At 70.6% G+C, this 20,458-nt stretch carries 19 protein-coding genes; 16 read left to right on the top strand and 3 right to left on the bottom strand.

What is annotated here, in order from left to right; genetic code table 11:
* The first annotated feature begins 6 nt into the window (after window positions 1–6).
* Both VHA73_03060 and glgX read left to right on the top strand, forming a co-directional pair.
* The gene (locus VHA73_03060) at window positions 7–486 is read left to right on the top strand and encodes an SRPBCC family protein (GenBank protein HVX16988.1); all 480 of its coding nucleotides are present in this window, start codon (window positions 7–9) and stop codon (window positions 484–486) included.
* Window positions 487–514: 28 nt separating this feature from the next.
* Complete coding sequence (gene glgX, locus VHA73_03055) at window positions 515–2,686, top strand: glycogen debranching protein GlgX (protein HVX16987.1); 2,172 nt, start codon at window positions 515–517, stop codon at window positions 2,684–2,686.
* 59 nt (window positions 2,687–2,745) lie between these two features.
* Here glgX and VHA73_03050 read toward each other — a convergent pair whose 3' ends face one another.
* Entirely contained in the window at window positions 2,746–3,579 is an 834-nt protein-coding gene (locus VHA73_03050; GenBank protein HVX16986.1) for an ABC transporter ATP-binding protein, read from the bottom strand.
* 214 nt (window positions 3,580–3,793) lie between these two features.
* On the opposite strand from VHA73_03050, the gene VHA73_03045 reads away from it, so the two are divergent.
* The 7 genes from VHA73_03045 to VHA73_03015 all read left to right on the top strand — a co-directional run bounded on the left by VHA73_03045 (window position 3,794) and on the right by VHA73_03015 (window position 11,810).
* On the top strand, window positions 3,794–5,104 hold the full coding sequence (locus VHA73_03045) for a hemolysin family protein (GenBank protein HVX16985.1): 1,311 nt from the start codon (window positions 3,794–3,796) through the stop codon (window positions 5,102–5,104).
* Window positions 5,101–6,174, top strand: a complete 1,074-nt coding sequence (locus VHA73_03040) for a hemolysin family protein (protein HVX16984.1) — start codon at window positions 5,101–5,103, stop codon at window positions 6,172–6,174. The genes VHA73_03045 and VHA73_03040 overlap by 4 nt, the downstream gene beginning before the upstream one ends.
* Window positions 6,175–6,184: 10 nt before the next feature.
* Complete coding sequence (gene npdG, locus VHA73_03035) at window positions 6,185–6,841, top strand: NADPH-dependent F420 reductase (GenBank protein ID HVX16983.1); 657 nt, start codon at window positions 6,185–6,187, stop codon at window positions 6,839–6,841.
* Window positions 6,842–6,846: 5 nt separating this feature from the next.
* Entirely contained in the window at window positions 6,847–8,007 is a 1,161-nt protein-coding gene (cysS, locus tag VHA73_03030; protein ID HVX16982.1) for a cysteine--tRNA ligase, read from the top strand.
* Window positions 8,008–8,112: 105 nt separating this feature from the next.
* The gene (locus VHA73_03025; GenBank protein HVX16981.1) at window positions 8,113–9,156 is read left to right on the top strand and encodes a lysophospholipid acyltransferase family protein; all 1,044 of its coding nucleotides are present in this window, start codon (window positions 8,113–8,115) and stop codon (window positions 9,154–9,156) included.
* Between the two features lie 63 nt (window positions 9,157–9,219).
* A complete protein-coding gene (gene thrS, locus VHA73_03020) occupies window positions 9,220–11,292 on the top strand; it encodes a threonine--tRNA ligase (protein ID HVX16980.1) in 2,073 nt (690 codons plus the stop codon).
* Window positions 11,289–11,810 carry an HIT domain-containing protein gene (locus VHA73_03015; protein ID HVX16979.1) on the top strand — a complete coding sequence of 174 codons (522 nt, stop codon included), beginning with the start codon at window positions 11,289–11,291 and terminating at the stop codon, window positions 11,808–11,810. The genes thrS and VHA73_03015 overlap by 4 nt, the downstream gene beginning before the upstream one ends.
* Before the next feature lie 6 nt (window positions 11,811–11,816).
* Here VHA73_03015 and VHA73_03010 read toward each other — a convergent pair whose 3' ends face one another.
* Window positions 11,817–12,155 (bottom strand): Rieske 2Fe-2S domain-containing protein, encoded by a 339-nt coding sequence (locus tag VHA73_03010; protein ID HVX16978.1) that lies wholly within the window; start codon window positions 12,153–12,155, stop codon window positions 11,817–11,819.
* Between the two features lie 87 nt (window positions 12,156–12,242).
* On the opposite strand from VHA73_03010, the gene VHA73_03005 reads away from it, so the two are divergent.
* Window positions 12,243–12,878: a hypothetical protein gene (locus tag VHA73_03005; GenBank protein HVX16977.1), complete on the top strand. Its 636-nt coding sequence runs from the start codon at window positions 12,243–12,245 to the stop codon at window positions 12,876–12,878.
* A 46-nt stretch (window positions 12,879–12,924) separates the two neighbouring features.
* On the opposite strand, the gene fusA is transcribed toward VHA73_03005, so the two are convergent.
* On the bottom strand, window positions 12,925–14,979 hold the full coding sequence (gene fusA, locus VHA73_03000; GenBank protein HVX16976.1) for an elongation factor G: 2,055 nt from the start codon (window positions 14,977–14,979) through the stop codon (window positions 12,925–12,927).
* A gap of 116 nt (window positions 14,980–15,095) precedes the next feature.
* Here fusA and VHA73_02995 point away from each other — a divergent pair, with 116 nt between their 5' ends.
* From VHA73_02995 to pdxS, 6 genes are all read left to right on the top strand, one after another.
* Window positions 15,096–15,773, top strand: coding sequence for a CDP-alcohol phosphatidyltransferase family protein (locus tag VHA73_02995; GenBank protein HVX16975.1), 678 nt, complete (start codon window positions 15,096–15,098; stop codon window positions 15,771–15,773).
* Window positions 15,737–16,660, top strand: a complete 924-nt coding sequence (locus VHA73_02990; protein ID HVX16974.1) for a phosphatidylinositol mannoside acyltransferase — start codon at window positions 15,737–15,739, stop codon at window positions 16,658–16,660. Before VHA73_02995 ends, VHA73_02990 begins: the two co-directional genes overlap by 37 nt.
* A complete protein-coding gene (locus VHA73_02985) occupies window positions 16,653–17,741 on the top strand; it encodes a glycosyltransferase family 4 protein (protein ID HVX16973.1) in 1,089 nt (362 codons plus the stop codon). Before VHA73_02990 ends, VHA73_02985 begins: the two co-directional genes overlap by 8 nt.
* A 96-nt stretch (window positions 17,742–17,837) precedes the next feature.
* Window positions 17,838–18,392 (top strand): LemA family protein, encoded by a 555-nt coding sequence (locus tag VHA73_02980; GenBank protein ID HVX16972.1) that lies wholly within the window; start codon window positions 17,838–17,840, stop codon window positions 18,390–18,392.
* Between the two features lie 47 nt (window positions 18,393–18,439).
* Window positions 18,440–19,348 carry a M48 family metalloprotease gene (locus tag VHA73_02975; GenBank protein ID HVX16971.1) on the top strand — a complete coding sequence of 303 codons (909 nt, stop codon included), beginning with the start codon at window positions 18,440–18,442 and terminating at the stop codon, window positions 19,346–19,348.
* 202 nt (window positions 19,349–19,550) lie between these two features.
* Window positions 19,551–20,456 carry a pyridoxal 5'-phosphate synthase lyase subunit PdxS gene (pdxS, locus tag VHA73_02970; GenBank protein HVX16970.1) on the top strand — a complete coding sequence of 302 codons (906 nt, stop codon included), beginning with the start codon at window positions 19,551–19,553 and terminating at the stop codon, window positions 20,454–20,456.
* Window positions 20,457–20,458 lie beyond the last annotated feature (2 nt).

The raw sequence follows: 20,458 nt of genomic DNA, 5'->3' as shown, positions 1-20,458 counted from the left end.
AACGCCGTGGACCTCACGGCGACCCTCGACACCGACGCGCCGGCGTCGACCTTGTTCGCGTGGGTCGACGACCTGACCACGTATCCCCGGTGGCTCGACATCGTCAGCCGGGTCGTCGCCGATCCCTCCGGCGAGGCCGAAGCGTGGATCGTCGACTTGCGCGGCCGGCTCGGACCCCTGGCGCGGACCAAGCGGTTGCGCATGGTCCGCTCCCGGCGCGAGGAGGAGCGACTGGTCGTCTTCGAGCGCCAGGAGCTCGACGGCCGCCAGCACTCGGCGTGGGTGTTGCAGGCCGAGCTGGCCGACGACGGCGACCGCCGGCGCCTCGACATGCATCTCCACTACGGCGGCGGGCTCTTCGGTGCGGTGCTCGAGCGTCTGCTCGCCGACGAGGTGCGCCGATCGCGTGACCGCCTGCGTGACCTGGCCGCGGCGGGCCCACCCGGCGCGCCAGCTCCAGAGACCGGCCCCGGCGCGGGCTCCTGACCAGGGCGACCAGGTCACCGAACCCGGCATGGCTCCCGTCGACGACGCCCGGCTGTGGCCTGGCCGACCGCACCCGTTCGGCGCCACGACCCGCCACGACGGCGGGCGCGTGGTCACCAACTTCGCGGTGTTCTCCGAAGCCGCCGAGTCGGTCGAGGTCTGCCTCTTCGACGACGGCGGCAACGAACGACGCCACACCTTGCCCGAGCACACGGGCTGGGTCTTCCACGGCGAGGTGCCGGGCGTGGCGCCCGGTCAGCGGTACGGGTTCCGGGTGCACGGGCCGTGGGCACCGGCCGAGGGCCACCGGTGCAACCCCACCAAGCTGCTACTCGACCCGTACGCGCGGGCCGTCGAGGGCACCGTGCGGTGGGACGACGCCGTGTTCGGCCACGGCGGCGCAAACCTCGAAGCCGACCCCGACGCGCCGCCCGACGATCGCGACAGCGCGCCGTTCGTGCCGCGCTCGGTCGTGGTGGACCCTGCATTCGACTGGCGCGGCGACCGCCGGCCCGACACCGCCTGGTCCGACACGTTCGTCTACGAGGCGCACGTCAAAGGACTCACCCGCACCCACCCGGACGTGCCCGAACACGACCGGGGCACGTACCGCGGGCTGACCCATCCGTCCGTCGTCGAGCACCTCCAGTCGATGGGGGTGACCGCGGTCGAGCTGCTGCCGGTGCACCAGTTCATCCACCGGCGGCGCTTGGTCGACCAGGGCCTGCGCAACTACTGGGGCTACGACTCGATCGGGTTCTTCGCGCCCCACAACGAGTACGCCGCCTCGGGCCAGCGCGGTGAGCAGGTGCGCGAGTTCAAGGAGATGGTGCGGTCGTTGCACGCTGCCGGCATCGAAGTGATCCTCGACGTCGTGTACAACCACACGGCCGAAGGTGGCCGCGGCGGGCCCTCGCTCGCCTTCCGGGGGTTGGACAACGCCAGCTACTACCGCCTCGATCCGGCCGACCTGCACCGCAACATCGACTACACCGGCACTGGGAACTCGATGAACATGCGCCACCCCAACGTGTTGCAGCTCATCATGGACTCACTCCGGTACTGGGTGGAGGACCTCCACATCGACGGGTTCCGGTTCGACCTCGCGGCCACGCTGGCCCGGGAGCTCCACGACGTCGACGAGCTGTCGTCGTTCTTCAACTTGATCCAGCAGGACCCCGTCATCAGTCGAGTGAAGCTGATCGCCGAGCCGTGGGACCTGGGCGAGGGCGGCTACCAGGTCGGCAACTTCCCGCCGCTGTGGACCGAGTGGAACGGGCGGTACCGCGACGAGGTCCGAGACCACTGGCGCGGCCGGGGTGGGTCGCTCGGCGAGTTCGCGCGCCGGCTGTCGGGCAGCTCTGACCTGTACGCCACATCGGCCCGGCGACCGTCGGCGAGCATCAACTTCGTGACGTGCCACGACGGGTTCACGTTGGCCGACCTGGTGTCCTACGAGCACAAGCACAACGAGGCCAACGGCGAGGACAACCGCGACGGCTCCGACGACAACCGGTCGTGGAACGGCGGCGTCGAGGGTCCCACGGACGACCCCGCCGTTCGCGCCCTGCGCTTCCGGCAGCGCCAGAACTTTCTGGCCACGTTGCTGCTCTCACAGGGCGTGCCGATGCTGCTCGCCGGCGACGAGCTGGGCCGCACCCAGCGCGGCAACAACAACGCGTACTGCCAGGACTCCGACGTGTCGTGGATCGACTGGTCGGCGGTCGACTGGGACCTGGTGGCGTTCACGCAGTGGCTCGCGCGGTTCCGCGCCGACCATCCCAACTTGCGTCGCCACCGGTGGCTCCAGGGCGAGCCCGTGGTCGACGGGGGCCTGCCCGACGTGGCGTGGTTCGACCCGTCGGGACACCCGATGACACCGGAGGAGTGGGAGCGCGACGATGGCGTTGCCTTCGCGACGTTCCTCAACGGCGAAGCGATCGCCGGCACCGGCCCGCACGGCGAGGTCCGCCACGACGACACGTTCTATGTGTGCTGGTCGGTGGCCGAGGGCGACGTGGCGTTCACGTTGCCGTCGGCCGAATGGGGCGCCGGCTGGGTGCAGGTCCTCAGTACCCACGAGCCCGCTCCGCCGGCTCCGGTCACCGTCGACTCGCCGCGCTGGTCCGCCGGCGACCAGGTCACGGTGACCCCCCGATCGCTGGTGGTCCTGCAACGTCTCCCTGCTGTGAGCACTTGACCACCTGGTGGGTGGCTGCGTGCTCACAGCAGGGCGGGGTGGAGCCGGCTGGGGTCGGGTCAGCGGCGGGACCAGGCGAGCCAGCGGCCGTCGCGGCGTTCGAGGCTGAGCGGGATCCCGAAGCAGGTCGACAAGGACTCGGCGGTCAACGTGGTGTCGAGCGGGCCTTGGGCCAGCACCCGGCCTGCCTGCAACAACAAGGCGTGCGTGAAGTCGGCGGGGATCTCCTCGGTGTGGTGAGTCACCTGCACCAGTGGGGCGACCGTCGGGTCGGCCGCCAGGTCGGTGAGGCGACCCAGCAGGTCCTCACGGGCCGCCAAGTCGAGTCCCGCGGTCGGCTCGTCGAGCAGGAGCAGCCCGGGGTCACCCATCAACGTGCGAGCCAGTTGGGCCCGCTGGCGTTCGCCGGACGACAACGTACCGAACGCGTGGTTTGCGAGGTGGCCGATCCCGAGGCGGGCCAGCAGGTCGCGGGCGCGGCTCCGGTCGGCGTCGGTGTACGTGTGCCACCAGGGCTCGAGCGCGCCGAACCGCGCCGTGACGACCACGTCCTCGACCAGCAGGTCGGGACGCAGCAAGTCCGCGAACGCCTGGCTGGCTACGCCGATCCGGGTGCGGAGCTGGCGGACATCGGTACTGCCGAGCTCCTCGCCGAGCACCCTCACGCGGCCCGACGTGGGGTGGAGGTACAACGACGCCACCCGCATGAGGGTGGTCTTGCCGGCGCCGTTCGGCCCGAGCACCACCCACCGTTCCCCGTCGCGCACCGTCCACGACACGCCGTCGAGGATGGCCCGGTCGTCGCGCCGGACCGTCACCGACTCCAAGTCGAGGACGGCCTCGGCGTCCCTCGACGAGGGTGGGGGCGCGGCGGGCGGGGAAGTGGCGGTCACGGGCTGATTCTGCTGGCTCGCCCGTCCCGCGTCAGACCGAGCCGGGAGGGACCCCTCCGCACGCGGCGCTCCGCCACCTCCTGATGGTCACGTGGCGGTCCCGCGGCCCAGCGCGCGGGCCGACCAGACTGTCCACCATGGCCCGACCACCCGAGTCCGCCGACGAGGAGCGTCTCCGCTGAACCTCCCCACTGCCAAAGCGGTGCTCGGCGTCGTGAGCGTCGTGCTGTTGTTGGTGGCCACGGCGTTCTTTGTTGCGGCGGAGTTCGCGCTGGTCGCCGTCGACCGCACCCGGATGGAGCAGTCCGCGGCCCGCGGCGGGCGGCGGTCGCGCCTGGTGCTCGGCGTGATCCGCCGGTTGTCGTTTCACTTGTCGGGAGCGCAGCTCGGCGTCACGTTGTGCAGCCTGGTGCTCGGCGTGCTCGCGGAGCCCGTCCTGGCCCGCCTGTTCCACCACCCGGTGGCCGCACTGATCGGCGAGCGCGGCGCGCGAGGCACGTCGGTCGTGGTCGCGTTGGTGCTGTCCACCGTCGCGTCGATGGTGCTGGGCGAGCTGGTACCGAAGAACATCGTGCTGGCCAGACCCGAGCGTGCCGCGCAGAACCTGTCGGGGCCGTTGCGGCTGTTCAGCTTGGCCATGACCCCGATCATCCGGGTGTCGAACGGGGCAGCCAACTGGGTGGTGCGGCGCTTCGGCGTGGAGCCTCGCGAGGAGCTGGCGTCGGCCCGTTCGGTCGAGGAGCTCGAGCTGCTGATTCGCCTGTCGGGGGAGCAGGGGGCCATCGACCGCGAAGCGGTGCAGCTGGTCACCCGGTCCATCCGCTTCGGTGACAAGACGGCGGCCGACGCGCTGGTGCCCCGGGTCGAGGTGCGGGCGCTGGAAGTGGGCACGTCGGTGCCGGCGCTGATCGCGGCGTCGATCGAGACCGGCCACAGCCGCTTCCCGGTGCAGCGTGGCGATCTCGACGACCTGGTCGGAATCGTGCACGTCAAGGACGTGTACCGGGTGCCCGCCGATCGGCGCGACTCGGCCACGATCGACGAGCTGGTCACCGCCGCGCACGTGGTGCCCGAGACGCGGCCGCTCGACGACCTCCTGCTCGACCTCCGGGCGCGGCGCTTGCACCTGGCGGTGGTGGTCGACGAGCACGGCGGCACGGCGGGCATCGTCACGTTGGAGGACCTGCTCGAGGAGATCGTCGGGGAGATCACCGATGAGTACGACCCGATGCCGGCGTCGGTCACCGTGCCCGGTCCGGGGGAGAGCGTGGTGGTGTCGGCGGCGCTGCACCCCGACGAGCTGTTCGACGCGGTGGGCCTGCGCATCCCCGATGGTCCGTACGAGACCTTGGCGGGATTCGTGCTGCAACGGCTCGGCCACATCCCGTCGCCGGGCGAGCGAGTCGGCCTCGACGGCTGGGCCCTCGAAGTGACGGCCGTGGAGCGCCACCGGGTGGTGTCCGTCCGCGTCACCCCGCCGGACGACACGGGCTCGGCGGGCGACGGCGACCAGGCAGACCCATGAACGTCGTCGCGACCATCGCCTTGCTGGTGGCGAACGCGTTCTTCGTGGCCGTCGAGTTCGCGCTGATCACCAGCCGGCGCACGGTGCTGCAACCGCTCGCCGAGGGTGGGGACCGGCGCGCGACGCTGGCGTTGCGTGCGAGCCGGTCGCTCTCGCTCGAGCTCGCCGGTGCACAGCTCGGGGTCACGATGTCGTCGCTGCTGCTCGGCTTCGTGACCGAGCCGATGGTGTCGGCTTGGCTCGAGTCGCTGCTCGGCGTCGGCAACGGCCTGCCGGACCGGCTGGTCCACACCCTCGGTTTCATCCTGGCCCTGGTCATCGTCTCCTTCCTTCACATGGTGATCGGGGAGATGGTCCCGAAGAACATCGCCATCGCCGCTCCCGAACGGGCGTTGTTGTGGCTGGCGATTCCCGACCGGGTGTACGTCTTCGTGTTCGGTCCGGTGATCCGGGCGCTGAACTGGGCCGCCAACGGCGTCACCCGTCTGCTCGGGGTCCAGCCCCGCGACGAGCTCCACACGGTCCACTCGGCCGATGAGATCGCGCTGCTGCTCGAGTCGTCGGCCGACGAAGGCCTGATCCCCGAGTTCGAGCACGACCTGCTCGCCGGCGTCCTCGGCTTCGGCGAAGCGCCGATCTCCGAAGTGATGGTGCCCTGGGCGCAGGTGACCACCGTCGGCCGCGAGACCACCGTGGCCGGCCTCGAAGGGGTGTTCGTGGCCAGTGGCCACAGCCGAGTCCCGGTCGTGGCCACCGACGGTCGGCGCGTGCTCGGGTTCTTGCACGCCAAGGACCTCCTGGCGTTGCCGGTCACCGCTCGCGAGCGCCCACTGCCACTCGGGCGGCTGCGGCGGATGCTCATCGCCCGGCCGGACTGGACCCTCGACCAGACCTTGTTGGCCATGCAACGGGCACGCATCCACATCGCGGTCGTCCGCGAGGGGCCGGACCCCGTCGGCCTGGTCACCCTCGAGGATCTGCTCGAGCAGCTCGTCGGCGACATCCTCGACGAATCGGACCTCGAGCGGCCACGTCCGTCGGGGGAGGGAGGCCGCGAAGCGCGCCGGTAGGGTGTCGCCCATGCGTATCGGAGTGCTGGGGGCCACCGGGCCCCAGGGAAGTGGTCTCGCGGCCCGGCTGGCGTCGCTCGGCCACACGGTGGTGCTCGGCTCCCGGGCCGTCGAGCGGGCCGAACAGGCACGCAACGAGATCCTCGATGCCTGGCCCGGTCACGAGCTCGACATCGAAGCGGGCGACAACAAGGCGGCCGCCGCCGCAGAGGTCGTGGTCGTCGCCACACCGTGGGAGGGCGCGCCGCCGACGGTGATGGACCTCGCCGACGAGCTCGACGGCAAAGTCGTGATCTCCATGGCCAACGCGCTCACCAAGATCGGCAAGTCGTTTCAGCCGATCGTGCCGGCTCGTGGTTCGGTGGCGGCCGAGATCCAGGCGGCGATCCCGCGCTCGAGGGTGGCTGCCGCGTGGCAGAACGTGCCAGCCGCCGAGCTGGGCGCCATCGACCACCCGGTCGAGTGCGACGTCATGGTCTGCGGCGACGATCCCGAAGCCCGCAAGGTCACGTCGGGCCTGGTCGACGAGATCCCCGGAATGCGAGCCGTCGACGCAGGTCGCCTCAGCTCCGCGGGGGCCATCGAAGCGCTCACCGCGGTGCTGGTCGGCATGAACGTCCGGTACAAGACCCGGCTGTCGATCCGCCTCACCGGGCTGCCGGAGTAGCACCCGTGGCCGCGGCCGACGAGTCCACGCGCCCCGACCAGCCGCCGATGCGGTTGTATGACACGGCTCGCGCCGGGGTGGTCCCGTTCGAACCGGGGCCGATCGTCACCATGTACACGTGCGGGATCACGCCGTACGACGCGACGCACCTCGGGCACGCCGCCGTCTACCTCACGTACGACGTGTTGCAGCGACGCCTGCGAGACCGCGGCCACGAGACGCGGTGCGTGCGCAATGTGACCGACGTCGACGACGACATCCTCCGCAAGGCCCGGGAGCTCGGGGTCCACTACCTCGACCTCGCAGCCGCCGAGACCGCCCGGTTCGACGACGACATGGACGCGCTCGGCATGTTGCCGGCGTGGAGCGAGCCGCGTGCCACGTCCGCCATCGCCGACATCCGCGGGTTCATCGGCATGGTGATCGACCAGGGCCACGCGTACGAGCGCAACGGGGCCGTGTACTTCGACGTGAGCTCGTTCGAGCGGTTCGGGCAAGTGAGCCATTACGACCGCGACACCATGTTGCGCCTCGCCGCGCAGCACGGCGGCAACCCCGACGACCCCAACAAGGACGACCCGCTCGACTTCGTGCTGTGGCAGCCATCTGCCGAAGGCGAGCCGTCGTGGGACTCGTTGTGGGGGCCCGGCCGGCCCGGCTGGCACATCGAGTGCTCGGCGCTCGCCATGCGCGAGCTCGACGCCACCATCGACTTGCACGGCGGCGGCGCCGACCTCATCTTCCCGCACCACGAGTGCGAGGCGGCCCAGTCCGAGGCCGCCACCGGCCAGCCGTTCGTGCGGCACTGGATGCACCAGGCCATGGTCCGGATGAACGGCGAGAAGATGTCGAAGTCGCTCGGCAACCTCGTGTTCGTCAGCGACTTGCGCAAACTGTGGGACACCCGGGCGATCCGCTTGGCCGTGCTGGTGCACCACTACCGCCACGAGTGGGAGTGGGACGAGCAGTTGATGCCTGACGCCGCCGCACGCCTCGAACGGTGGCAGGCCGCCGGGTCCGGGTCCGGGGCGCTGGGCGAGGTCCGTGCCGCGCTCGACGACGACCTCGACACCCCGGGCGCCGTCGCCGGGATCGACGCCGCGGCCGCCCGCGGTGAGGGAGTGAGCGAGGCCGCCGCGCTCCTCGGCGTCCTGCTCGCCGACTGACCTCGCCGGCTGACACGCCGAGGCAGCCCGGTTCGGGACGGGTGTCCTGCGCCGGGGGTCTGCGTCGGGCATGATGCGGGAAACGGACACGTCGCGAGGAGATCCGTGGCCGCTGAGGTCGGACGCTTGTATCCCGTCGCCCGGCGCGTCATCGTGCCGGTCTTCAACCGCGCCTGGCGGCTCACCGTCGAGGGGCTCGACAACGTGCCCGCCACCGGCCCTGCGATCTTTTGCCCCAACCACGTGTCGGTGCTCGACTCGTTCTTCTTGCCGGCCGTGCTCCCTCGGCGCATCACGTACGTCGGCAAGGCCGAGTACATGGACGACTGGAAGACCAGGCACCTGTTCCCCGCGCTCGGCATGATCCCGATCGACCGGTCCGGTGGCAGTGCGGCCGACGCGGCCCTCGACGCCGCCGCCGGTGTGCTCGAACGGGGGGAGTTCTTCGGCATCTACCCCGAAGGGACGCGCAGCCGCGACGGTCGGCTCCACCGCGGCCACACCGGTCCGGCCAGGTTGGCGTTGCGGACGGGCGCGCCGCTGATCCCCGTCGGCCTCGTCGGCACCCTCGACGTCATGCCGGCCGACGCCAAGTTCCCGAAGCTGCGGCGCTCGGTGACGGTGCGCATCGGTCGGCCCATCACCGTCGACAAGTACGTCGGCGTGGAGCACGACCGGTTGCTGCTGCGCCAGCTCATCGACGAGGTCATGTTCGAGGTCCGCGAGCTCTCCGGCCAGGAGTACGTCGACGAGTACGCCTCGAAGCCACGCGCCGCGCAGCCCGCCGTGGTGGCCACCTCGGCGATCTCGCCGGCGCCCACGTCGACCGCCATGCCCGATGGGATCGAGCCTGAGCCGTTGCCCGAACCGTTGCCCGAGGGAGACCCGGCCCGGGCCGCGGCCTCGGCGGGTGCGGGCGACTGCGATCCCTCGACCGAGCCCGACCTGGCCCCGGCCACCGCCGGCGGACGGCTGTCGGGGGCGGAGCCGGTGCCCGTGGGGGCGGTCGCGAACAGTGCAGAACGGCACGACCACGACCTCGATCTCGTGGCTGCGGGGCGGACCGATGTGGTCGACGCCACGGTCGGCGCCGCGGGCCGCTCGTCCGCCGACGTGCTGCGTCCCCGCGAGTTCGCCCCTCCGGCCTGACCCCGCCCGAGGGCGGGGCGAAGTCGTTCCGGGCGTGGCGACCCGCGTCGGTAGGCTCCGGCGATGGCCGAGATCACGATCAAGTTGCCAGACGGGTCGGCGCGCACGCTCCCGGAGGGCGCGACCGCCGGCGACCTGGCCGCGTCGATCGGTCGAGGCTTGGCGAAAGCAGCGGTCATCGCCGAGGTGAACGGCACCGAGCGCGACCTCACCTGGGAGCTGGCCGACGGCGACGAGGTGTCGATCACCACCACGACGTCCGAGCGGGGTCTCTACACGATCCGCCACTCCACCGCCCACGTGCTCGCCCAGGCGGTGCTCGACCTCTTTCCCGGTGCCACGTTCGCGATCGGCCCGCCCGTCGCCGACGGCTTCTACTACGACTTCGAACTGCCGCCGGGCCCCGACGGCAGGCCCGCCACGTTCCTCGAGGCCGACCTCGAGCGCATCGAGGCGCGCATGCGCGAGATCATCGCCGACGCGCAGCCGTTCGTCCGCGACGAGCTCACGTCCGACCAGGCGCGGGGGGTGTTCGCCGGTCACCGCTACAAGCTCGAGATCATCGACGGCGAGGCCGACGACCCCATGTCGGCCACGGCGTCCGGCCTCGTGCGCACGTACGAGAACCCGCCGGCCAAGCCGAAGGCCGATCCGCCCTTCCACGGATACCCGGGCTTCATCGACTTGTGCCGCGGGCCGCACGTCCCGAACACGAAGGCGTTCCTCGGCCACTTCAAGCTGATGCGGGTGGCTGGCGCGTACTGGCGCGGCGACGAGCACAACCCGATGCTGCAGCGGATCTACGGCACGGCATGGGCCACCCGCCAGGAGCTCGATGACCACCTGCACCGTCTCCAAGAGGCCGAAAAGCGTGACCATCGGCGTCTCGGCAACGAGCTCGATCTGCTGTCGTTCCCCGAGGAGCTCGGGCCCGGCCTCGCGGTCTGGCACCCGAAGGGCGCCATCGTCCGAAAGCTGATGGAGGACTACAGCCGCGAGCGCCACGCGACCGGGGGTTACGAGTTCGTGTACACGCCGCACATCACGAAATCGGACCTGTTCGAGATCAGCGGCCACCTCGAGAACTACGCCGACGACATCTACCCGCCGATGGAGCTCGACGCATCGGATTACTACCTGAAGCCGATGAACTGCCCGATGCACATCCTCGTGTACCGGAGCCGCCAGCGGTCGTACCGGGAGTTGCCGTTGCGGCTGTTCGAGCTCGGCACGGTGTACCGCTACGAGCGCAGCGGCGTACTGCACGGGCTGTTGCGCATCCGTGGCTTCACGCAAGACGACAGCCACATCTTCTGCACGCCCGACCAGGTGGTCGGCGAAGTGCGGTTCCTGCTCGGCTTCGTGCTGAGCGTGCTGCGCGCGTTCGGGTTCGAGGACTTCGAAGCCAGCTTGTCCACGCGACCCGAAGGCAAGTCGGTCGGCACTGACGAGGTGTGGGCCGATGCGACCGAGGCGCTGCGCCAGGCCTTGGAAGCCGAGGGGCTCCCGTACGACATCGACGAAGGTGGCGGCGCCTTCTACGGGCCCAAGATCGACGTCAAGGTCCGCGACGCGATCGGCCGCGATTGGCAGCTCTCCACCATCCAGTGCGACTGGAACCTGCCCGATCGGTTCGGCCTCGAGTTCGTCGGTGCCGACAACGCGCGCCACCAGCCCGTGATGATCCATCGCGCGCTGTTCGGTTCGATCGAACGGTTCTTCGGCGTGTTGCTCGAGCACTACGCCGGGGCGTTCCCCACCTGGCTCGCGCCCGTCCAGGTCCGCGTGCTCGCCGTGCGCGACGACGTCGACGGGCACGCCGACGACCTCGTCCAGCGACTTCGCGCGCAGGGGTTCCGTGCCGACCGGGTGCCGGCGGAGGAGAAGCTCGGCGGGCGGATCCGCAAGGCGAAGCTCGAGAAGATCCCGTACGTGCTCGTGGTCGGTGAGCGCGATCTGGAAGCCGGCACGGTCGGCGTCAACCCGCGCGGCGGCGAGGTCGTGCAGGACGTGCCGTTCGACGACTTCGTGGCCCAGCTCGCAGACGACGTCGCCGAGCGCCGCGTCGCCCCGCTTGCCGGCGCCAGCGCCTCGTCGGAGTCGCCCGCCCGGTCAACGGCGCAGGGCGCCCCGTGAGCCTCGACCGGCTCTGGGCGGGCTGGCGCACCAGCTACATCAACCAGGTGTCGGTCGACGACTCGTCCCTGCGCCCCGATGGTGAGGGGCGCAGCTTGTTCGAGCGGATCTTCGACTCGGGTCGCCCCGACGACGAGACGTTCATCTTGTGGCGGGGGTCCGAGTGCTTCGCGCTCCTCAATGCGTACCCCTACGGCTCGGGCCACCTGATGGTGCTGCCGCAACGAGCGGTCGCCGACCTCGACCAGCTCACGCCCGACGAGCAGCGCGAGCTCTGGCAGGGCGTGACCGATGCGGTGGTCGCGATCCGCGCTGCGTACTCGCCCGACGGGGTCAACGTGGGCATCAACCTGGGCACGGGTGCCGGCGCCGGCGTGCCCGACCATCTGCACGTGCACTGCCTGCCGCGGTGGAACGCCGACACCAACTTCATGACCACGATCGCCGAGACCCGGGTGCTCCCCGAGCCCCTCGACGTCACTTGGCGCAAGCTGCGCGACACCTGGCCGCCGTCATAGTCGCAGTCAGGTCACGTGGAGGGTGTCCCCGTCGACCGTGACCGTGCCGCGCTTGAGCGGCGCCACACGGGTCAGCGCCTTGACCGAGGCACCGAGCCCCGGGATCTTGGCGAACACGCCTTGGGGGCCGCGGGTCATCCGCCCGGTCTCGACGTCGTACTTCGCCTGGTGCCACGGGCACACCAGGCAGCCGTCGTCGTCGACGCTGCCGCCGGCCAGGTCGGCGCGGAGGTGGCGGCACTTCCGGCCGACCGCGAAGTACGAGCCGTTGTTGCCCACTGCGTACGAGCCGGCACCGGTGACCGTGCCCGGTGGGAGGTCGGAGGTGGGGAGGTCGTTCGCCATCGGTGGCTCCTTCCGGTCCGGTGCGAGGGACCACGCAGAGTCTTGTCGCCGCAGGGGCGTTGCGCCCGCCCGACTACCGTTTGGCCCGTGATCGACCACGACGAGCAGGGCACCGGTCAGGCCGGGCCCTCCGGCACCGACCAGTCCGACGGCGAGCTCGTGGACGAGCAGGTCGCCGAGCAGGTCGATGGCGTCGACGACGAGCACGTCGACGAGCTGCCGGAGGACCTCGACGCGGCCGGCTTCGTGGGCGCGTACACGTTCCCGAACAACAGTCGTCGCCGGGCGCCCGGCTACCTGTACCTGATGATCGCGGTGGCGTGCCTGGTGATCTGGCTCGCCACCCGCAGCCACCAGCCGGTGCTGGCCAACGGTGGGATGCTCGCGGCCGCGATCGGCCTGGCGGCGGTCGGCGTCTACCACCTGGTGGCGGGTCGCAACCTCGACGTCGACGAGCGCGACGCCCTGGTGACCGCAGCCCGCACGGTCGGGTTCGCGGTGGGCCATGCGTCGGCGCAGATGAGCTGGCGGGGAGTGACCAGCCGACCGACCTGGCGGATCCTGCTCTACTCGGCGGAGTCGCCGCCCAAGCAGCGCGGCCTGGTGCTGGTCGACGGGTGTGACGGCGAGGTCGTCAGCTGGTTCGTCGAGGACAACCCCGAGGACTGGTCCGACCTGCGCGACGACCTCGCGTCGGTCCGCACCGACCGACCACCGGGCTGACCCCTCCCGTTCTGGGCTGCTTTTTACGCGTCCCAACGCGTAGATCTCAGCCCAGAACGGCGATGCGGTCGGCCACCTGGGGCGGCGCCACGTCGTAGTGGTCGTGGCTGAGGCGGAAGCGCCCGCGTCCGCCGGTGATCGAGCGCAAGTCGATCGCGTACCGCATCACCTCGGCGGTGGGCACCAGCGCCACGACCGTCTGCTCGCCGTCGCCGGGGCCGGTCTCGGTTCCCTGGATCTGGCCGCGCCGGGAGTTGAGGTCGCCCATGACGTCGCCTTGCAGCTCGACCGGCATGGTGACCTCGAGGCGTGACACGGGCTCGAGCAGCACGGGCCCGGCGGCGTCGAGGGCCGCCCGCAACCCGAGGGTGCCGGCCATCTTGAAGCTCATCTCGGAGCTGTCGACGGAGTGCGCCTTGCCGTCGAAGCAGGTGACCTCGAGATCGACGACCGGGTGGCCGAGCACCCCGGATCCGAGGGCTTCCTCGACGCCCTTTTGGACCGCCGGGATGAACTGTCGGGGGATGGCACCACCCACGATCTTGTCGACGAAGCGGAAGCCCTCGCCCCGGGCGAGCGGCGTGACCTTGAGGTTGGCGACGCCGAACTGGCCGTGGCCGCCGGACTGCTTCTTGTAGCGACCTTCGGCCTCCGCGTCCTTGGAGATCGTCTCCCGGTAGGCGACGTGCACGGGCTCCATGTCGACCTGCACCCCGAACTTCCGTTCCAGGCGCTCGAGGGTGATGGTCAGGTGGGCCTCACCTTGGCCGCGCAGCACGGTCTGGTGGATCTCGTCGTCGCGCTCGACCAGCACCGTGGGGTCCTCGTCGGCCAAGCGGTGCAGCGCAGTGGCCAGCTTGTCCTCGTCGGCCTGGGTGCGCGCCGAGATGGCCGTGGCGAGCAACGGCTCGGGCCACTCGATCGGGGTCACGGTCACGCGCTGGCCGGCCGGGGCCAGCGTGTCGCCGGTGCGGGTGTGGGCGAGCTTGGCCACCGCGCCGATGTCGCCGACGACGAGCTCGCTGACGTTCTCCTGCTCGGCGCCGCGCACCGAGAGCAGACCGTGCAGACGTTCGTCGTCGCCGGTCCGGGAGTTGACCAGATGGTCGTCAGGGCGGATCTGCCCCGAGAGCACCTTGAACAACGAGATGCGCCCCACGTAGGGGTCGGCGACCGTCTTGAACACGAACGCAAGGGGTTGCCCGTCGGTGCTGGCCTCGACCTCGACCGTGGTGTCACCGGCCATGACCTCAGTGGCTGGGCGCTCGAGCGGCGACGGCCCGATCTCGCAGATGTAGTCGGCCAAGCGGTCGACCGCGATCTCGGCGAGCGCCGAGCCGCACACCACGGGGAAGACGGTGGCGTCGTCGACGCCGAGGTGCAGCGTGTGCTCGAGCTGCTCCACGGACGGGATGTCGCCTTCGAGGTAGCGCTCCATGAGCTCGTCGTCGGCCACCACGATGCCTTCGACCAGGTTGTCGTGCACGCGGTGCTCCTGGTCGGCCATGTCGTCGGGGATCTCGGCCTTGGTGGCGGATCCGTCGGCGTAGAGCCAGGCCGTGTCGGTGAGCAGGTCGGCCACACCCCGGAAGTCGGCCTCTTGCCCGATCGGCAGCTCGAGCGGTGCGATGCCCGCGCCGAAGCGGGTGCGGAGCTGGTCGAGGGTGCCGTCGAAGTCGGCGCGCTCCCGGTCGAGCTTGTTGACGAACACCATGCGCGGCAGGCCGAGGTCGGCGGCGATGTGCCACACGATCTCGGTCTGGACCTCGACCCCCTCGACCGCGCTGACCACGAACACCGCCAGATCCGCGACCCGCAGCGCGGCGTGCACCTCGCCCACGAAATCGGCGTAGCCAGGGGTGTCGATCAAGTTGATCTTGTGGTCGCGCCACTCGAACGGCGCGAGCGCCATGGAGATCGACACGCCGCGCTTGTGCTCCTCGGGGTCGTTGTCGCACACCGTGGTGCCGTCCTCGACGCGGCCAAGGCGGTTGGTGGCCCCGGCGCGGTGCAGGAGCGCCTCCGCGAGGGTGGTCTTTCCGACCCCACTGTGGCCGACGAGGGCCACGTTGCGGATCCGATCCGGCGGGAACTGACGCATGCCGACCCCCTGTGGCAACTCGCGGCGTCCGGTGATCGCGTGGTCCCGCCACCCTACCGACGAGGCACGCGCCGCGCGCTGGTAGCGTGCCCGGCAGTTTCCAGCTTGGAGAATCGATGTTCGACGGTCGTTTCCGGGCGAGTGTGGAGCGAGGCCTTCGCCCCGTCGGGGTCAACCTCCGCAAGGCCGGGATCCGTGCAGATCACCTCACCGCGCTCGGTGTCGCGGCCGCGGCCGGTGCCGCGGTCTCCATCGGTGCCGGCAACCTCCGCTTGGGCCTGCTGCTGCTGATCCTCACCGCCTTGCCCGACGTGCTCGACGGTGCGGTGGCCAAGGCGTCCGGCACCGCCTCGGCCCGCGGGGCGTTCTTCGACAGCGTGTCGGACCGCCTCACCGACGCCCTGCTGCTCGGCGGCACGGCCTGGTACCTGTCGTACCGCCACGACCGCACGCCGGTGCTGGCGCTCGCCGTGCTGGCGGCGTCGATGCTGATCTCTTACGAGCGGGCCAAGGCCGAGTCGTTGGGCTTCGACGCGCGGGGCGGGTTGATGGAGCGGGCCGAACGGCTGATCGCACTCGGGTTCGGCCTCTTGTTCGACAACCTGCTCGTCGGCGTGCTGTGGGTGATGCTCGTGCTCACCTTGTTCACGGCCGGACAGCGGTTCTCGAAGGTGTGGCGCCAGGCGTCGAAGGCCCGCCCGGTGGTCGAGCCGTCGCGCTGGCGGGGCCGGCGCACCGCGCGCAAGCGGGCCCGCACATGGCGAGAGCGGTCACCGTCCCGTCGGCGGTCGTGAACCCGTCGCCGCAGTACCTGGCCTACCGGTCGGGTGCCGCGTTCGCCCGCGCCGTCCCCGCGCCACTGGTCACACCCTTGACCGATGCTGCGTCGCGCGTGGCGGGTCGGCTGCTTCGCGACCGGCGCTCCCAAGTCGAGCGCAACGTGGCCCGGGTGCTGCCCGACGTCACCCCGGCCGAGCGGCGAGCGGTGGTCGACGCGACCTTCGAGTCCTACGCGCGCTACTGGGCCGAGTCGTTCCGGCTGCCGGGTACCCCACTCCAGGTGATCGAGGCCGAGCACACCGCGGAAGGCGTCGAGCACCTCGAGCAGGCGCTCGCCGCCGGCAATGGGGTCATCCTCGGCCTGCCGCACCTCGGGGGCTGGGAGTGGGGGGCGTTCTGGCTCACCGGTGTGCGGGGTTGGAAGGTCACCGCGGTCGCCGAGGCGCTGGAGCCGCCCGACTTGGCTGACTGGTTCGTCGGCCTACGACGCGAGTTCGGCCTCGAGATCGTGCCGCTCGACAACGGCGCGGGGGCCGCCAGCATCCGGGCCCTCAAGGCCAACCACATCTTGTGCCTGGTGTGCGACCGCGACGTCGCCGGTGGCGGGGTGGAGGTCGAGTTCTTCGGCGAGCGCACCACGTTGCCGTCCGGTCCGGCCACCCTCGCGTTGCGGACCGGCGCACCGATCCTGCCGACCGCCGTGTACTTCGAGGGCAGCGGCCACCACTCGGTCATCGAGCCCCCCGTGCCGGCCGAACGGCAGGGATCTCTCCGCGAGGACGTGGCCCGGGTGACCCAGTCGCTCGCGGTCCGCCTCGAAGCGTTGATCCGTCGTGCACCCGAGCAGTGGCACCTGCTGCAGCCCAACTGGCCCTCCGATCCGGGCTACCCCCATGGCTGAGCCCGTGTCGCGGCCCTTGCGGGTGGCCATGGTGTGCCCTTACAGCTTGACGGTGCCCGGTGGCGTGCAGTCCCAGGTGCTCGGCCTCGCACGGGCGCTGCGCCAAGCCGGCCATCCCACCCGCATCCTGGCGCCGTGCGATGGACCGCCCCCCGACTCGGGTGTCACACCGTTGGGCAACTCGATCCCTACGGCAGCCAACGGGTCGGTCGCACCGCTCGCGCCCGACCTGCCCGCTCAGCTGCGCTTCATCCGCGCGCTGCGCGACGAGGACTTCGACATCCTCCATCTGCACGAGCCGCTCGTGCCCGGGCCCACCCTCACTGCTGCGGTCATCAAGTACACACCCCTCATCGGCACCTTCCACGCTGCCGGCGCCAGCGCGGCGTACCGGTACCTGCGCCCCGCCGTGCGCCGGTTGGCCAAGCGGATCGACATCAAGGTGGCCGTCTCGGAGGACGCCCGGGCGCTGGCGCAGGACGCGCTCGGCGGCGAGTTCCGCCTGCTGTACAACGGCATCGAGATCGAGCGGTTCGCCAAAGCCGACCTGATCCCCACCGAGGGTCCCACGATCTTGTTCTTGGGTCGCCACGAGCCGCGCAAGGGCCTGTCCGTGTTGCTCGACGCGGTCGGCCGGTTGGGCGCCGACGTGCGCGTGTGGATCGCGGGCGACGGTCCCGAGACCGAGAGCCTCAAGGTCCACCACGCCGGCGATCCCCGCCTCGAGTGGCTCGGGCGCGTGTCCGACGCCGAGAAGGCGTCGAGGTTGCGCTCGGCCGACGTGTACTGCGCGCCGTCCCTGCACGGCGAGTCGTTCGGTGTGGTGCTGCTCGAGGCGATGGCTGCGTCGACCGCGATTGTGGCGTCCGACCTGCCCGGCTACCGCAACGTCGCTCGCCCCGACCGCGACGCGCTGCTCGTACCGCCAGGCGATCCCGCGCTGCTCGCCGGCGCGCTGCAACGAGCGCTCGACGATGCCACCCTGCGCCGCGACCTGGTGGCGTCGGGGGAGCGGCGCGCGGACGACTTCTCCATGCACCGCCTCGCGGCGCGCTACGTCGAGCTGTACCGGACGTTGTGAGCGCAGCGCCCCGCGTGGCCCCGCATCCGATGGCCCGAACCACCACGTAGACTGGGACTTCGACGATCTTTCGTTGCTGCCGTTGGAGGCCTGTCCATGACCGTCGTCTTGATCATCATCGCGATCATCGTCGTCCTGCTGATCATCTTCGCCATCGTCACGTACAACGGGCTGATCGGGCTGAAGAACCGGGTCGACTCCGCGTGGGCGCAGATCGACGTGCAGCTCAAGCGACGCCACGACCTCATCCCGAACCTCGTCGAGACCGTGAAGGGTTACGCCGCCCACGAGCGCGAGACGCTCGAGAAGGTGGTCCAAGCGCGCAACATGGCGGTCAACGCGCAGGGTCCACAAGCGCAGGCGCAGGCCGAGAACGTGTTGAGCGGCACCTTGAAGTCGCTGTTCGCCGTGGCCGAGCAGTACCCGGACCTGAAGGCGAACCAGAACTTCCTGGCCCTGCAAGAGGAGCTCACCTCCACCGAGGACCGGATCGCGTACTCGCGCCAGTTCTTCAACGACAGCGTCCAGAAGCTGAACACCAAGATCCAGACGTTCCCAGCCATGCTGTTCGCCGGGATCGCCAAGGCCACCCCCCGCGAGTACTTCGAGGCCGACGGCGCGGATCGCTCGGCGCCGCAGGTGCAGTTCTGAGCCCCTGGCCACCCGAGTCCGGATCCTGCTGTCGAGGTTGATGCTCCTTGTTCGACCAGATCGGTGAGAACAAGCGGCGCAGCGCAGTGCTGATCACCGCGTTCGTGCTGCTCGTCGCGGCGGTGTTCACCGTCGTCTTCTTCCTGTTCCGGTGGGGACCCATCGGCATCGTGATCGCGGTCGTGATCGCGCTCGGCGCCGCGTTCACGTCGTACTGGAAGTCCGACACGGTGGCGCTGAAGATGAGCCGGGCGCGGCCCGCGCCGGAGGCCGAGTACGCGCGCCTGCACAACCTGGTCGAGGGCCTCTGCATCGCCAGCGGCCTGCCCAAGCCGCGGCTGTACATCATCGATGACACCGCCCCCAACGCCTTCGCCACGGGCCGCAACCCCCAGCACGCGGCCATCGCCGTCACGAGCGGGTTGTTGGAGAAGATGAACCGGGTGGAGCTCGAAGGCGTGCTGGCCCACGAGCTCAGCCACATCAAGAACTACGACATCTTGGTCTCGACGTTGGCCGTCACGATGGTGGGGATGATCGCGCTCGTCTCCGACCTCTCGATCCGCTTCCTGTGGTGGGGCGGCGGCCGCGACAACGACAACGACCGCGGCGGAATGCCGGGTGGACCGATCCTCGCGATTCTCGGCTTGGTGCTGCTCGTGTTGGCGCCGCTGATCGCGACCCTGATGCAGTTCGCCGTGAGTCGCAAGCGCGAGACCCTGGCCGACCTCTCCGGTGCGGAGATGACCCGCTACCCGCCGGGGCTGATCTCGGCCCTCGAGAAGCTCGAGGCCGACCAGACCGTGGTGCACGCGCACAGCCGCGCCACCGCCCACCTGTGGATCGAGTCGCCGCTGCCGGCCAACGAGGCCGAGGGCAAGCTGTCGCGGTTCAACAAGCTGTTCGACACCCACCCACCCCTCGACGAGCGCATCGCGCTGCTGCGCGAGCTGTAGCCATCGAGGGGGGAAGTGATCGGGGGAAGGAGACCCCCCCGAGCTCCCCGATCGGTGCCGGCCCTGCGGGTCGGCGGGGGCGTCGAGATGGCGGCGCCACATCGAAGCTCGGGCCGGCGGCCGGCGGGGCGGCCGTGGCCGACTGTCTCGCCTCGGCTGATCCGGTTCGGGGTGGATCGGAGGGGGCCATAGAATCGGGGGCATGGTCGACGTCCCTGCACCTTCCGCCGCTCACGAGACCGGCACGTACCGGGTCAAGCGTGGCTTGGCCGAGATGCTCAAGGGTGGCGTGATCATGGACGTCGTCGACCCCGAGCAGGCCCGCATCGCGGAAGACGCCGGGGCCGCCGCGGTGATGGCGCTCGAGCGGGTGCCGTCCGACATCCGCCGCGACGGCGGGGTGGCCCGCATGAGCGACCCCGAGATGATCGAGGGCATCAAAGCGGTCGTCACCATCCCGGTCATGGCCAAGGCCCGCATCGGCCACTTCGTGGAGGCCCAGATCCTCGAGTCGCTCGGTGTCGACTACGTCGACGAGTCCGAAGTGCTGACCCCGGCCGACGAGGCCCACCACATCGACAAGTGGGCCTTCACGGTGCCGTTCGTGTGCGGGGCCACCAACTTGGGCGAAGCGCTGCGCCGCATCAGCGAGGGCGCCTGCATGATCCGCTCCAAAGGCGAGGCCGGCACCGGCAACGTGGTCGAGGCCGTACGCCACCTCCGCACCATCCTCGGCGACGTCCGGCGCATCACCCAGGCCGATTCCGCCGAGCTGTACGACTGGGCCAAGCGCCTGCAGGCACCGGTCGGCCTGGTGCAGGAGTTGGCCGACACCGGCACGCTCCCCGTCCCGCTGTTTTGCGCCGGCGGTCTCGCCACGCCGGCCGATGCGGCGCTCGTCATGCAGCTCGGCGCCGAGGCGGTGTTCGTCGGCTCGGGCATCTTCAAGAGCGAGAACCCGTCGGTGCGGGCCAAGGCCATCGTCGAGGCCACCACCCACTTCCGTGATCCCGCCATCCTCGCCAAGGTCAGCCGCGGCCTCGGCTCGGCCATGGCGGGCCTCGAGATCGGGTCGCTCGAGACCAAGCTCGCCGACCGGGGCTGGTAGGC

This window comes from Acidimicrobiales bacterium (assembly GCA_035547835.1).
Taxonomy (GTDB): Bacteria; Actinomycetota; Acidimicrobiia; order Acidimicrobiales; family Iamiaceae; genus DASZTW01.
Note: the sequence above shows the minus strand (reverse complement) of the source record. Positions and strands in the feature narration are given on the sequence as shown.